Source organism: Lentzea aerocolonigenes, from assembly GCF_000974445.1.
Lineage (GTDB): Bacteria > Actinomycetota > Actinomycetes > Mycobacteriales > Pseudonocardiaceae > Lentzea > Lentzea aerocolonigenes.
On sequence record NZ_BBOJ01000001.1, the window covers coordinates 638,495 to 652,854 of the forward strand.

The window sequence follows — 14,360 nt, forward strand, 5'->3', positions numbered from 1 at the left end:
GTGAGATGTGCGGATTGTCCAAGGGGTGTTTGATGGTCCACTCAGTAACGGCTCGCCGCCGTTGGGTCGCCGCGATCGGCTTCCTCAGCGTCAGCGCGCTGGCCCTGTCCGGTTGCGCGCAATCCCAGCGCGACTCCGGTGGTGGCGGTAAGCAAGGCGGAACGCTGACCTTCGGTGCCGCAGGCGCGCCGAAGCTCTTCGACCCGTTCTACGCGACGGACGGCGAGACCTTCCGGGTCTCTCGCCAGATGTACGAGGGCCTGGTCGGCTTCAAGCCGGGTACCGCCGAGGTCGAGCCCGCTCTGGCCAGCAAGTACGAGCCCAGCGCGGATGGCAAGACGTGGACCTTCACCCTCCGGGAGGGCGTGAAGTTCCACGACGGCACCGCCTTCAACGCCGAGGCCGTCTGCTTCAACTTCGAGCGCTGGTACAACCAGAAGGGTGCCGCGCAGAGCGACGCCGTCTCGCAGTACTGGCTGGACAACTTCGGCGGGTTCAAGGACACGCCGGACAAGCCCTCGCTGTACAAGTCCTGCACGGCCAAGGACGCCAAGACCGCGGTCATCGAGCTGAACGAGGTCACCTCGCAGTTCCCGTCGGTCCTCGGCTTCACGTCGTTCTCGATCTCCAGCCCCGAGGCGCTGAAGAAGTACGACGCCGACAACGTCGTGGCCGCCGGTGACGCGTTCACCTACCCGGCCTACGCGAACGAGCACCCGACCGGTACGGGCCCGTTCAAGTTCGGCAAGTACGACAAGGCCAACAACACGGTGGAACTCGTGCGCAACGAGGACTACTGGGGCAACAAGGCCAAGCTGGACAAGATCGTCTTCAAGATCATCCCGGACGAGACCGCCCGCAAGCAGGCGCTCAAGGCCGGCGACATCGACGGTTACGACCTGCCGAACGCGGCCGACTGGGCCGGCCTGAAGTCCGACGGCTTCAACGTCGCGATCCGCCCGGCGTTCAACGTGTTCTACCTGGGCATCAACCAGAAGAACAACCCGAAGCTCGCCGACCTCAAGGTCCGCCAGGCGATCATGTACGCGATCAACCGCGAGCAGCTGGTCAAGTCGCAGCTGCCCGAGGGTGCCAAGGTCGCGACGCAGTTCATGCCCGACACCGTGAACGGCTACAACAAGGACATCAAGGCCGTCGGCTACGACCTCGAGAAGGCCAAGTCCCTGTTGAAGGAGGCCGGTGCGGAGAACCTCAAGCTGAAGTTCTACTGGCCGTCCGAGGTCACCCGCCCGTACATGCCGTCGCCGAAGGACCTCTTCGGTGCGATCTCCGGTGACCTGGAGAAGGCCGGCATCACGTTCGAGGTCGTCACCAAGCCGTGGAACGGCGGCTACCTGACCGACGTCGACAACAGCATCCCGGACCTGTTCCTGCTCGGCTGGACCGGTGACAACGGCACCGCGCACAACTGGGTCGGCACCTTCTTCGGCCGCACCGACAACCGCTTCAACACCGGTGTGTCGGCGTGGGGCAACACGCTGAAGACGGACCTGGCGAAGGCCAACTCCGAGCCGGACGAGGGCAAGCGCACCAAGCTGTACGAGGACATCAACAAGCGGATCATGGAGGAGTACCTCCCCGCGATCCCGATCTCGCACTCCCCGCCCGCTCTGGTGTTGAAGTCGGACATCAAGGGTGTCGTCCCGAGCCCGTTGACCGACGAGAAGTTCGGCCCGGCCTCCAAGGGCTGAGCTGACTAGCTCCCACCACAAGAGAACAACGGGGTAGCTCAAGTGCTCCGCTACACGATTCGACGGCTGATTCAGCTGGTCGGCGTGGTGCTGGTGCTCTCGCTGCTGCTCTTCGCGTGGTTGCGACTTCTCCCAGGAGGGCCGGTTTCGGCCCTCCTGGGAGAACGCGCTACGCCGGAGTCGCGCGCAGCCCTCACCAAGCAGCTCGGCCTCGACCAGCCGATCGTGGTCCAGTACTTCAAGTTCCTCGGTCGCGCGGCGACCGGTGACTTCGGCGTCTCCACCGGTGTTCAGCCCGGTGACTCGGCGCTCGACATCTTCCTCCAGCGGTTCCCCGCGACGCTCGAGCTGAGCTTCTTCGCGATCCTGATCGCGATCGCGATCGGCGTTCCGCTCGGGTACCTCGCCGCGAAGCGCCGCGGCAGCTGGTTCGACAACCTCAGCGTGGTCGGCTCGCTCATCGGCGTCGCCGTTCCGGTGTTCTTCCTGGCCTACGTGCTCAAGGACGTGGCGGCCTCCGGGCTCGGCCTGCCGTCCAGCGGTCGTCAGGACGCCATCGACGCCACGCGCGTCACCGGGTTCTTCACGCTCGACGGCATCATCACCGGTGAGTGGGACGCGACGTTCAACGCGCTGGAACACCTGATCCTGCCCGCGATCGCGCTGGCCACCATCCCGTTCGCGGTGATCTTCCGGATCACCCGTGCCGCCGTGCTCGACGTGCTCGACGAGGACTTCGTGCGCACGGCCGAGTCGAAGGGCCTCACCGCACCGGTGATCCGCCGCCGGCACGTGCTGCGCAACGCGATGCTTCCGGTCGTCACGACGATCGGTCTGCAGACGGGCGCGCTGCTGTCCGGCGCGGTGCTCACCGAGAAGGTGTTCTCGTTCGCCGGTGTCGGCGAGGCGCTCGCCATCGGGTTCGAACGCCGTGACTACCCGGTGCTGCTGTTGCTGATCATCATGGCGACCATCGTCTACGTCGTGGTCAACCTGCTGGTCGACCTGTCGTACGCGGTCATCGACCCGCGCATCAGGACGAGGTGAGCGCTGTGGTTCTCGGACTTTCCTCCAAGAAGGACAAGATCGACGGTCTCGCCGAGACTGCGGGCGTCTCGCTGGCCGCGAGCGCGTGGAAGAGGCTGCGCCGCAGTCCGGTGTTCCTCACCGGCGCGGTGATCATCGGCATCTTCATCGCGATCTCGCTGCTCTCGCCGTGGCTCGCCCCGCACAACCCGGCCGATCCGATGCTGATCGACCAGGTCGTGAAGGCGCGCAACGAGATCCCGCCCGCTCAGCCGGGCCACCCGCTCGGTGGTGACCTCCAGGGCCGCGACTTCCTGTCGCGACTGCTGGTCGGCTCGCAGCAGACGTTGATCGTCGGTGTCGGTGCGACGCTGATCGGCCTGTCCGGCGGCCTGATCCTGGGCACGCTCGCGGGCGCCATCGGCGGTTGGGTCGACTCGGCCGTCATGCGTCTGGTCGACGTCATGCTCTCGCTGCCGTCGCTGCTGCTGGCGTTCTCGATCGCGGCGATGTTCGCGCGGCCCAGCCAGTTCACCGTGATCCTCGCGGTCGCGATCGTGCAGATCCCGGTGTTCGCCCGGTTGCTGCGCGGCTCGATGCTGGCGCAACGGCACAGCGACCACGTGCTGGCGGCGACGGCGCTCGGCGTGAAGAAGGGCGCGATCGTGTTCCGGCACATGCTGCCGAACTCGCTCGGCCCGGTGATCGTGCAGTCCACCCTGGTGCTCGCCACCGCGATCATCGAGGCGGCGGCGCTGTCGTTCCTCGGCCTCGGCAACCCGGACGACCGGGTGCCGGAGTGGGGTCAGATGCTCGGTGACGTGCAGAAGGTGTTCGACACCCACCCGCACCTCGCCGCGTGGCCCGCGATCTGCATCATCATCGTCGCGCTCGGCTTCACGCTCATGGGCGAGACGCTGCGCGAAGCCCTCGACCCGAAGAACAGGCGGTGAGTCGTCGTGGCACTGCTCGAAGTTCGTGACCTCACCGTCGTGTTCCAGCGCAAGGGCGAGGAGCCGTTCCGCGCGGTCGACGGCGTCAGCTTCGACGTCGAGCCCGGCCAGACGGTCGGTCTCGTCGGCGAGTCGGGCTGCGGCAAGTCCGTGACATCGTTGGCGATCATGGGTCTGCTGCCCAAGCGCGGCGCCAAGATCACCGGCACCGTCTCCTACGACGGCACGGACCTGCTGAAGCTCTCGGACAAGGAGATGCGCGACCGTCGTGGCCGCGATCTCGGCATGGTCTTCCAGGACCCGCTGTCCTCGCTCAACCCCGTCGTCCCGATCGGCCTGCAGGTCACCGAGGTGCTCGAACGGCACCGCGGCATGCCCCGCAAGGAGGCCATGATCGAGGCGAAGAACCTGCTCGACAAGGTCGGCATCCCTGACCCGAACCGCCGGCTCAAGGAGTACCCGCACCAGCTCTCCGGCGGCATGCGGCAGCGCGCGCTCATCGCGATCGCGCTGGCGTGCCGGCCGAAGCTGCTGATCGCGGACGAGCCGACGACGGCGCTGGACGTGACCATCCAGGCCCAGATCCTGTCGCTTATGAAGGAACTGGTGCAGGACCTCGGCACCGCACTCGTGATGATCACCCACGACCTGGGTGTCGTCGCGGGCCTGTGCGACGAGGTCAACGTGCTGTACGGCGGCAAGGTCGTCGAGAAGGCCATGCGGCACAAGCTCTTCGCCGAGCCGCGCCACCCGTACACGCACGGCCTGCTGTCCTCGATCCCGCGCCTGGACGCGGCGCCCGGCGAGAAGCTGACGCCGATCAAGGGTTCCGTCGCCGACAACATCCCGTGGTCGGAGGGGTGCGCGTTCGCACCCCGCTGCCCGAACGCGCTGGACATCTGCGTTCAGGTCACGCCCGCGGAAGAGGACCAGCTGGGTCGCCTGCTCCGCTGCCACAACCCGGTGGTGCCGGGAACTCCCGCCGCCGAGGAGGTGCCGGTATGAGCGAGACCCTGGTCTCGGTCCAGGACATGAAGGTGCACTTCCCGATCAAGCGGGGCGTGTTCTTCGACAAGACCGTCGGCTACGTCTACGCGGTGGACGGCGTCGACCTGGAGATCAAGCGCGGCGAGACGTACGGCCTGGTCGGCGAGTCCGGCTGCGGCAAGTCCACCCTCGGGCGGGCGATGCTGCGGCTGAACGAGCCCACGGCCGGGAAGATGGTCTTCGACGGGCACGACTTCTCGACCCTGAAGGGCGAGGAGCTGCGCAAGATGCGGCGCCGGATCCAGATGGTCTTCCAGGACCCGCTGTCGTCGCTCGACCCGCGCCAGTCCGTGGAGTCGATCCTGGTCGAGGGCCTGCGGGCGCACGACCTGGACGAGGGCAAGGAATCCACGTCGAAGCGGCTCCGCGAGCTGCTGTCGGCCGTGGGCCTGCCGACGACGGCGCTGCGCAAGTACCCGCACGAGTTCTCCGGCGGTCAGCGGCAGCGCATCGGCATCGCCCGCGCGCTGGCGCTCAACCCGGACCTGATCGTCGCCGACGAGCCGGTGTCCGCTCTGGACGTCTCGGTGCAGGCCCAGGTCGTGAACCTGCTGGAAGAGCTGCAGGAGCAGTTCGGCCTGACCTACCTGGTGATCGCGCACGACCTCGCCGTCGTGAAGCACATCTCCGACCGGGTCGGCGTGATGTACCTCGGCGGACTGGTCGAGGAGGCCACGTCCGAGGACCTCTACGCCGAGCCGCTGCACCCGTACACGCGGGCGCTGCTGTCGGCGATCCCGGTGCCCGACCCGGTGGTCGAGGACCGGCGCGAACGGATCCTGCTCGCCGGTGACCTCCCGTCGCCCGCGAACCCGCCGAACGGCTGCCGGTTCCACACCCGGTGCCCGTGGCGGCAGCAGACCCGGTGCGACACCGAACGCCCGGCGCTGCGCGAGCTCAAGCCGGGTCACAAGGTGGCGTGCCACTGGGCCGAGCAGATCCAGTCCGGCGAGATCCAGCCGCACGAGGTGAAGCCGATCCTGATCGAGGAGGACGACGGCATCTCCCCAGACGTCCCTCTGGTAGGCCCAGCCTCAGTAACCGAGGCCCTCAACCCCTAGTTTCAAAGTTCACGCGGGAGCCCCGCGTACCGAAAAAGGGTACGCGGGGCTCCCGCGTGTCTCACGCCAGTGGCGAGTGGGGCTCTAGTGGGTGACGGTTCAGTGGTGCGGTGGACAGTCGCGGGGCGATATTGCTGAGGGCCGCCGAGATCGCGTCCGTCGAAGGGCTCGAAGGAGTCACGATTGGGCGGCTCGCGGTCGAGCTCGGCATGAGCAAGAGCGGGGTGTTCTCGCACTTCGGCGCCAAGGAAGAACTGCAGATCGCGACCGTCCACACAGCTGCGGAGATCTTCGCGCGCGAGGTCGTGACCGCCGGCGGCACCGCACTGGACCTGTGCGAACGCTGGCTCGACTACTCGAAGCGCCGCGTGTTCCCCGGCGGCTGCTTCTTCGTGGTGACGCGCTCCGAGTTCGCAGCACGCCCCGGCCGCGTGCGCGAGGTGCTCATGCTCTTCACCCTGCGCTGGTTCTCACTGCTGGAACGGCTGACCGGCGACGCGCAGCTGGCGTTCGAGCTCGACGCCCTCCTGACCGCCGCGGACCGGTTCGCGGTGCTCTACGACGACGCCTCGGCGTACGAGAGGGTGCGGCTGGCGTTGCGCGCACGGATCGCCATGCCGACCGGGATGGAGATGAGCGTGGCCACGGCGAACGACAGCAGCATCGCGAGCCAGGCGTCGTCGATGATCTGACCGCCGATGTACCCGACGGTGGCGGGGTAGACGCTCCACAGCGTCGACCCGACCGCGGCGACCGGCACGAACCTGCGCAGCGGCCACTTCAGCGCACCCGCCAGCAACGCCCCGACGATCCCACCCGCGGGCAGGAACCGCGCCGCGATGAGGATGGTCTCGCCCTTGGACGCGAGCTGGTCCGCCGTCCACACGACCATGGCCCGCGCCTTGGCGTTCTTGTTGACCTTGTCGAGGGCCTTCATGCCCATCCGCCGACCCGCGGTAAAGTTGATCATGTCGGCGATCAGGCAGCCGGCCGCGGCGACCGCGACCACGAGGTACAGCGGAACCTCACCGGACGCAGCCAGGACACCGGCGCCGATGAGCACGGCCTCCGTCGGTGCCAGTGGCACGACGGCGACCAGGAACAGCACGACGAGACTGGCGGCTGTGGTGCTCATGATCCGTGAACGTACGTGACGCAGATGAACAATCCCGACCTGGGTGTTTCTTCAGCGTGCCCACAGGTGGCGGAGTCGATCCAGGGCCGCAACCGGCAGCCTTCACCGCGTCTTCCGGCGCCCAGCAGGGCGCGATGCACCCGTCTGAACGTCGAAATACGGGGCAAAGGCTGCCGGTTGCGGCCCTAGGCTGGTCACGTGCCGTTCACGCTCGCGCATCCGGCCGCCGTGCTGCCGTTGCGCCGGCACCTCTGGTTCCCAGGGCTCGTGGCGGGCGCCGTAGCACCCGACGTGGGCTACTACCTGCCGTTCCTGCCGACCCACGACGTGCTCGGCGGATCCCTCGCCGCGGTGGTGTTGCTGCTGGCCGGACGGGTGATGCTGCCTTCGCTGATGGCGTTGGCGCCGACGTTCGTGCGGGACCGCGTGCAACGCCCCGGTGGCTTCCGTCAGCCGTTCGTGCGCGCGTTGTCCATCGTGGTGGGCGTGCTCACGCATCTGCTGTGGGACGGCTTCACGCAGACGGACGGGTGGTTCGTTCAGCGGTGGGACTGGCTGAACGTGTCGGTCATCGGACCGCACCGCCTCTACAACGTGGTCGGGTACGTGTCGTCCCTCGGAGGCCTGGCGCTGCTCGCCTGGACAGCGCGCCGGGCTGCTCCGAACGGCCCTGCCCGCTGTTCGAACGGGCATGACTGGCCGTCACGCACCGGGAATTCCCGGTACCAGTTCCGGATCTTCATCGGGCTCGCCGCCGTGGTCGGCGCCGTCGTTTCACTGTCCGATCCGGTCAGTCAGGTCAGCTCGTATGACTGGGTGCGCTGCCTCCTGCTGGGCCTGATCCAGGGTGCGGCCGCGGGTTTGGTCGCGCACGCCGTTCTGTGGCGCTTCAACCAGTCAGTGCGTGACACGTGATGACTGCTCGGTTCTGCCGGTAAAGCTCCGATCTGTCACGCGTTCAACGGCCAGTTCCGCCGTTGACCTGTGTCCTGGGCCACAACTAGCCTCCGAAATCAATTAGGAAAGCTTCTTTACCAATACTTCGAGCCGCTGCCCTTGCCCAGGAGGACGAAGTGATCAGAAAACACACCCGAACAGGCGTCGTGGTGGCGGTGTTGGCGCTGGTGATACCGCCTCTCGCGGCATCAGGCACCGCCAACGCGGCCGACGTCCTGCTCTCCGCCAACAAGCCCACCACCGTGTCGTCGGTCGAAGCGGCGACCTTCGGCGGTGCCAACGCAGTCGACGGCAGCACGACGACCCGCTGGGCGAGCCTCGAAGGCCACGACCCCGAGTGGATCGCCGTCGACCTCGGCGGCAACGCCACCATCTCCAGGATCAAGCTGAACTGGGAGGTCGCGTACGCGTCGGAGTACAAGATCCAGACTTCGACCGACGGGTCGACGTGGAGCACGAAGAAGACGATGACCGGCCAGAACGGTGGCATCGACGACGTCGCCATCGCCACGTCCGGCCGCTACGTGCGGATCTACGGCACCAAGCGCGGTACGTCCTACGGCTACTCGCTGTGGGAGATGGAGGTCTACGGCAGCAACCCCAACGGTGACAACACCGCCCCGACGGCACCCACCGGCCTCGTCTCGACCGGCACCACGTCGAGCTCGGTGAGTCTGCAGTGGACGGCCGCGACCGACAACGTCGGCGTGACCGGCTACGACGTCCTGCGCAACGGCAGCGTCGTCGGCTCACCCACCGGCACGTCGTTCACCGACACGGGCCTGGCGTCCGGCACGGCGTTCACCTACACCGTTCGCGCCCGTGACGCGGCGGGCAACCTCGGTCCCGCGAGCAACGCGGTGCAGGTGACGACCCAGCCGGCCGGACCCGGCGACACCATCACGGTCGTCGTCGCCGGCGACATCGCGTCGCTGACGAACACCGAGCACTACGAGACCGCGAAGCTCATCGACCAGATCAAGCCGAACCACATCCTGACGGTCGGCGACAACCAGTACGACAGCGGCAAGCTCACGGAGTTCATGGCCCACTACGACAAGTCGTGGGGCAAGTACAAGAGCATCACGCACCCCGCGACCGGCAACCACGAGTGGGAGGACAACCTCAACGGCTACAAGTCGTACTTCGGCACGCAGGCCTACCCGCAGGGAAAGCCGTACTACAGCTGGGAAGCCGGCGAGTTCCACTTCGTGTCGTTCGACTCGAACACGCTCTACGAGACCGGTAGCGACTCCACCCAGCTGACCTGGCTGAAGAACGACCTGGCTGCGAACACCAAGCCGTGCGTCGTCGGCTACTGGCACCACCCGCGGTTCAACTCCGGCCAGTACGGCGACAAGTCCGTGATGGCACCGCTGTGGAACGCGTTCGCGGACGCCAAGGCCGACGTCGTGTTCAACGGTCACGACCACCACTACGAGCGCCTGAAGCCGTTGAACAAGAGCGGTTCGGTGGACGAGACCAACGGCATGCGCGCGGCGATCGTCGGCATCGGCGGCGACTACCTCTACGACGAGGTCAACCCGCGCACCGGCGTCGAGAAGTGGTTCGCGGACAGCCACGGCGTCATGAAGCTCACCCTCTCCGGCCGCTCCTACTCGTGGGAGGTCATCGACACGGCCGGAACGGTGCGCGACAAGGCCGGTCCGTACACCTGTCGTTGATTCGGAGGCCGTCGTGTACATCGCAACAGCTCGACAAGCTCCCGCCGCGGGTGGCACCGGCAGGATCGCCGCGAACGTGCTCGCTCTGGGCGCGGTGTCACTGCTCACGGACGTCTCGTCCGAGATGGTGACCGCGATCCTGCCGCTCTACCTCGTGCTGGGGCTGGGATTCTCCCCGCTGCAGTTCGGTGTGCTCGACGGCATCTACACCGGTGTCACGGCACTGGTTCGTGTTGCCGGCGGTCATGCGGCCGACCGCTGGCAACGGCGCAAGCTCGTGGCCGGTCTGGGTTACGGGATCTCGGCGGTGGGCAAACTCGGACTGCTCGCCGCCGGGACCTCCGCCACCGCGATGGGGCTCGTGCTGGCCGGTGACCGGACCGGCAAGGGCTTGCGCACCGCGCCGAGGGACGCGCTGATCACGTTGAGCAGCGAGCCCTCCGCGCTCGGACGCGCCTTCGGTGTCCACCGCGCCATGGACACCGTCGGTGCGTTCCTCGGCCCGCTGGTGGCGTTCTGTCTCTTGTGGACGCTCCCGGCGCGTTACGACGTGGTGTTCGTCGTCAGTTTCTGCTTCGCGGCACTGGGTTTCCTGGTGCTCGTGCTCTTCGTCCGCGACCACCGTGACGTGTTGCCACGCGTCGCGGTGTCGCTGAGGAACGCCTTCGGGCTGCTGCGGTCCAGGCCGTTCCGGCGGGTCTGCCTGGTCGCGTGCGGACTCGGGTTCCTGACGCTGGGCGACGGGTTCATCTACCTGTTGCTGCAGAAGAAGCTGAACGTCGAGGTCGCCTACATCGCGTTGCTGCCCCTCGGCACGGCCGGCGTGTACCTGCTCGCCGCCGTGCCGATGGGGGCGCTCGCCGACCGGGTCGGGCGGTGGCGGATCTTCCTCGCCGGTCACCTCGCGCTGTTCGGGGCGTACGTGCTGCTCGCCGGCACGTCCGGGATTTCTTTGCTCGTCGGTGTTCTGCTGCTGCACGGGTTGTTCTACGCGTGCACGGACGGCGTGCTGATGGCCGTCGCAGGTCCGTTGATGCCCGACGAACTGCGCACGTCCGGTCTGGCCCTGCTCCAGACCGGCCAGGTGCTCGCTCGGGCCTGCTCCTCGGTCCTGTTCGGTGCCCTGTGGACGTGGTTCGCGTGGTGAGGATCCTGATCGTCGTCGCGGCGGTGATCGCGCTGGGCTTGGGCGCGACCGCCTACGCCCTGCGCTCTCCGGATGAGGTGGCCGTCGCTGTCGAAGCCGGACCGGTCGAGCTGACGCCGGGCCGGCTGCTGTTCGTGGACGACGTGACCGGGAAGGTCGCCTCGGTGCCGCTGTCGGCGCCGGGCGGGCCTCGCCGGGTGAGCTCGTTGTCCTGCAAGCGTTTCTACACCGCTGCCCAGCAGGGTCTGTGCCTCGCGGACGGTTCGCGCCCGATCCCCGGTTCGACGGCGGTGTTCGTCGACCGGACGTTGACGGAGCGCCGGCGCGTGGACGTGGCGGGCGTGGCGAACCGCGCCAAGCTGTCGGCGGACGGGCGGATGGCGTCGTGGACGACCTTCGTCACCGGTGACTCGTACTCCCAGGCCGGGACGTTCTCGACCCGGACCGCGATCCTCGACCAGCAGACCGAGGTGTACTCCAGCAACATCGAGGGCACGCGGATCGCCGGCATGAAGATGGCCGGCGACATGAACTTCTGGGGTGTCACGTTCACCGCGGACGACCGCACGTACTACGCGACCATGAGCACCGCCGGCAGGACGTACCTGATCCAGGGCGACGCCGTCGAGGAGTCGGCGAAACCGTTGCGGGAGAATGCCGAATGCCCGTCGCTCTCACCGGACGGCAAGCGCGTGGCGTTCAAGAAGCGGGTGGCGGGCGATGGCGCGCGACCGTGGCGCGAGCACGTGCTGGACCTGACCACGATGGTGGAAACGCCCCTGGCCGAGACGCGTGGGATCGACGACCAGGTGGTGTGGCTCGACAACGACACCATCGCCTACGGCCTGCCGGGCGAGGGCATCTGGGCCGTGCAGGCGAACGGGGAGGGCGCGCCGCGGCAGTTGGTGCCGCACGCGTCCTCCCCGTCGCTGGTCACCGGTTAGCGCGGTTGACTGCGCTCACGATCGCGCGGAAGCTCGCCGCGACCGTGGACGAGTCGATGCCCACGCCCCACAGGACGCGGTCGCCCACGGCGCACTCGAGGTAGGCGGCGGCACGGGCGTCGTCACCGGCGGACAGCGCGTGCTCGGCGTAGTCCAGCACCCGAACGTCGTAGCCCACCGACGCCAGCGCGTCGACGAACGCGGCGATCGGGCCGTTGCCGGACCCCGTGATCTCCTGCTGCTCGCCGTCGATCAGCAGCGTCGCGGTGATCTCCTCGTGGCCGCTGCCGTCCGACGACGCGCGGTGCTTCAGCAGGTACAGCGGCACCCGGCCGTGGAGGTACTCCTCCGCGAACGCGTCCCACATCTCCTTCGGGTTGATCTCGCCGCCCTGCGTGTCGGTGACCTCCTGGATCACCCGCGAGAACTCGATCTGCAGGCGCCGCGGCAGGTCGAGGTGGTGCTCCTGCTTCATCAGGTACGCCACGCCGCCCTTGCCGGACTGCGAGTTGACCCGGATGACGGCCTCGTAGTTGCGGCCGACGTCCTTCGGGTCGATCGGCAGGTACGGGACCTCCCACGGGAAGTCGTCGACGTGCTGGCCCGCGTCCTTGGCGTCGGCCTCCAGGGCCTCGAAGCCCTTCTTGATGGCGTCCTGGTGGCTGCCGGAGAACGCCGTGAAGACCAGGTCGCCGCCGTACGGGTGCCGCTCGGGCACCGGCAGCTGGTTGCAGTACTCGACGGTGCGGCGGATCTCGTCGATGTCGGAGAAGTCGATCTGCGGGTCGATGCCCTGGCTGAACATGTTCATCGCCAGCGTGACCAGGCAGACGTTGCCGGTGCGCTCACCGTTGCCGAACAGGCAGCCCTCGATGCGGTCCGCGCCGGCCAGGTACCCCAGCTCGGCCGCCGCGACGCCCGTGCCGCGGTCGTTGTGCGGGTGCAGGCTCAGGATGATCGAGTCGCGCTGGGCCAGGTTGCGGGACATCCACTCGATGCTGTCCGCGTAGACGTTCGGCGTGGCCATTTCGACCGTGGCCGGCAGGTTGATGATCAGCGGCTTCTCCGGGGTCGGCTGGATGACCTCGGTGACCGCGTTGCAGACCTCGAGCGCGTAGGTCAGCTCGGTGCCCGTGTACGACTCGGGGGAGTACTCGTAGCGGAAGTCGGTTTCCGGGTAGTCGGCTTCCTGCTGCTTCGCGAACTTCGCGGCGTCCGTGGCGATCTTCTTGATGCCGTCCTTGTCGGACCTGAAGACCACTCGGCGCTGGAGGATCGACGTCGAGTTGTAGAAGTGGACGATGGCCTTGTTGGCTCCGCGCAGGGACTCGAAGGTCCTGGCGATCAGCTCTTCTCGGCACTGGGTGAGGACCTGGATCGTCACGTCGTCCGGGATGGCGCCGTCTTCGATGATCTCTCGGACGAAGTCGAAGTCGGTCTGGCTGGCTGCCGGGAAGCCGACCTCGATCTCCTTGAAGCCCATGCGGACCAGGAGGTCGAACATCTTGCGCTTGCGGGCCGGCGACATGGGGTCGATCAGGGCCTGGTTGCCGTCCCGCAGGTCTACCGCGCACCACTGGGGGGCGGTTTGTGCTCGTTTGGTGGGCCAGGTGCGGTCCGGGACGTCGATGACCTCTACCAGCTCGTGGAACGGGCGGTAGCGGTGGAAGGGCATGCTGCTGCCGAGTTGGCGGTTCCAGGTGGGCTGCTGTGCTGGCGCCTGGCGGGCGGGCTGGCGGATTCGGCTGGTGCCGGAGGTGTACGCGTCAGCTGAGGTGTAGGCGTCGCTCGGGGTCATTTTGGTGTGCTCCTGCGGGTCGTCTCATGGGAACGACCGGCGGCAACGCTGAATCCCGCGACGGGGGGCCGGTCTGATCAGACCCCGTCACGGCAGCGAAGCAGGAGGGAACGCCACACGAGGGACAGGGTAGTCACAGATTGGGCTGTTGTGGAACTCGGGGACCGGATCGTGGGATGTTTTGGGTTCGCTCTGGTTCCGTAAGCCGTGCCGAGGTCGCCTTCAGCCTCGGCCTCGGGGTAGTGGTCGGTCCGCAAGTTTTGCCGGGCTCGAATCCGGGAAAAGCTCATGTATGTCCAGATTACGTACGACCAGTGGCCGCGGCACGGCTTCCCGCGTGATCAGCGGCATCGGCGCGCTCTTCGCCCTCATCGAGGTCCTCTACATCCTGATGATCGTGCTTGGCGCTAACCAGGCCAACGCGTTCTTCAAGTTCATCCAGTCCCTCGCCGAGCCCCTCGCCCTGTTCTTCCCGGGGTTGTTCAACACCGGCAACTACAACGTCGACGTGTTCTTGAACTACGGTCTGGCCGCCGTGTTCTGGCTGGTCGTGACTGGTTTGCTCGCACGTGCGGTGTCTCGCTACTGAGTAGTAGATTCCTGACCTATGCGAACGCGCGTGGTCGGGATCGCCGCAGCGGTTGTCAGTTGGGTCGGCCTCGCGCTGGCGGTCGTGCTCGTCGTTCACGTCGTGCTGACCGTCGGCGGGGCCAACCCCGACAACCCCATCACCAGCACGGTCAAGGCCGTGGCTGAACCTGTGGCGCTGGCGTTCAAGGATCTGTTCTCGCCTGCTGATGCCGAGTTGAGGGTCATCGTCAACTTCGGGCTCGCGGCGGTGTTCTGGTTGGTCGTTCGAGCGATCGTCCTGAGGCTCGTTAGGCGCCTGAACTAG

Annotated in this window: 13 protein-coding genes and 1 pseudogene; 12 read left to right on the forward strand and 2 right to left on the reverse strand. The window is 67.2% G+C overall.

The window, feature by feature from the left end:
• Positions 1–32 precede the first annotated feature (32 nt).
• From AOM45_RS03150 to AOM45_RS03175, 6 genes are all read left to right on the forward strand, one after another.
• On the forward strand, positions 33–1,712 hold the full coding sequence (locus tag AOM45_RS03150; RefSeq protein WP_030469502.1) for an ABC transporter substrate-binding protein: 1,680 nt from the start codon (positions 33–35) through the stop codon (positions 1,710–1,712).
• Positions 1,713–1,754: 42 nt separating this feature from the next.
• Positions 1,755–2,759 carry an ABC transporter permease gene (locus AOM45_RS03155; protein WP_030469501.1) on the forward strand — a complete coding sequence of 335 codons (1,005 nt, stop codon included), beginning with the start codon at positions 1,755–1,757 and terminating at the stop codon, positions 2,757–2,759.
• A 5-nt stretch (positions 2,760–2,764) separates the two neighbouring features.
• Positions 2,765–3,691, forward strand: a complete 927-nt coding sequence (locus AOM45_RS03160) for an ABC transporter permease (protein ID WP_051783986.1) — start codon at positions 2,765–2,767, stop codon at positions 3,689–3,691.
• Positions 3,692–3,697: 6 nt separating this feature from the next.
• Entirely contained in the window at positions 3,698–4,696 is a 999-nt protein-coding gene (locus tag AOM45_RS03165; RefSeq protein WP_030469499.1) for an ABC transporter ATP-binding protein, read from the forward strand.
• Positions 4,693–5,799, forward strand: coding sequence for an ABC transporter ATP-binding protein (locus AOM45_RS03170; protein ID WP_030469498.1), 1,107 nt, complete (start codon positions 4,693–4,695; stop codon positions 5,797–5,799). The genes AOM45_RS03165 and AOM45_RS03170 overlap by 4 nt, the downstream gene beginning before the upstream one ends.
• 110 nt (positions 5,800–5,909) lie before the next feature.
• Positions 5,910–6,491 carry a TetR/AcrR family transcriptional regulator gene (locus AOM45_RS03175; RefSeq protein ID WP_063757098.1) on the forward strand — a complete coding sequence of 194 codons (582 nt, stop codon included), beginning with the start codon at positions 5,910–5,912 and terminating at the stop codon, positions 6,489–6,491.
• A 20-nt stretch (positions 6,492–6,511) separates the two neighbouring features.
• Here AOM45_RS03175 and AOM45_RS49100 read toward each other — a convergent pair.
• Positions 6,512–6,934 (reverse strand): annotated as a pseudogene (locus AOM45_RS49100) (DedA family protein); the annotation flags it as partial.
• A gap of 198 nt (positions 6,935–7,132) precedes the next feature.
• Here AOM45_RS49100 and AOM45_RS03185 point away from each other — a divergent pair.
• The 4 genes from AOM45_RS03185 (at position 7,133) to AOM45_RS51680 (ending at position 11,667) form a co-directional block, all read left to right on the forward strand.
• The gene (locus AOM45_RS03185) at positions 7,133–7,849 is read left to right on the forward strand and encodes a DUF4184 family protein (protein WP_051783985.1); all 717 of its coding nucleotides are present in this window, start codon (positions 7,133–7,135) and stop codon (positions 7,847–7,849) included.
• Positions 7,850–8,007: 158 nt separating this feature from the next.
• On the forward strand, positions 8,008–9,576 hold the full coding sequence (locus AOM45_RS03190) for a discoidin domain-containing protein (protein WP_051783984.1): 1,569 nt from the start codon (positions 8,008–8,010) through the stop codon (positions 9,574–9,576).
• A 13-nt stretch (positions 9,577–9,589) separates the two neighbouring features.
• Positions 9,590–10,723: an MFS transporter gene (locus AOM45_RS51675; RefSeq protein WP_063757097.1), complete on the forward strand. Its 1,134-nt coding sequence runs from the start codon at positions 9,590–9,592 to the stop codon at positions 10,721–10,723.
• Positions 10,720–11,667 carry a hypothetical protein gene (locus tag AOM45_RS51680; protein WP_372497458.1) on the forward strand — a complete coding sequence of 316 codons (948 nt, stop codon included), beginning with the start codon at positions 10,720–10,722 and terminating at the stop codon, positions 11,665–11,667. The genes AOM45_RS51675 and AOM45_RS51680 overlap by 4 nt, the downstream gene beginning before the upstream one ends.
• Here the strand turns inward: AOM45_RS51680 and leuA are convergent.
• Positions 11,657–13,465 carry a 2-isopropylmalate synthase gene (gene leuA, locus AOM45_RS03205; protein ID WP_030469492.1) on the reverse strand — a complete coding sequence of 603 codons (1,809 nt, stop codon included), beginning with the start codon at positions 13,463–13,465 and terminating at the stop codon, positions 11,657–11,659. The genes AOM45_RS51680 and leuA overlap by 11 nt on opposite strands.
• A gap of 292 nt (positions 13,466–13,757) precedes the next feature.
• Here leuA and AOM45_RS03210 point away from each other — a divergent pair, with 292 nt between their 5' ends.
• Both AOM45_RS03210 and AOM45_RS03215 read left to right on the forward strand, forming a co-directional pair.
• Positions 13,758–14,054, forward strand: a complete 297-nt coding sequence (locus AOM45_RS03210; RefSeq protein WP_051783983.1) for a hypothetical protein — start codon at positions 13,758–13,760, stop codon at positions 14,052–14,054.
• Positions 14,055–14,084: 30 nt separating this feature from the next.
• Positions 14,085–14,360, forward strand: coding sequence for a hypothetical protein (locus AOM45_RS03215; RefSeq protein WP_059362183.1), 276 nt, complete (start codon positions 14,085–14,087; stop codon positions 14,358–14,360).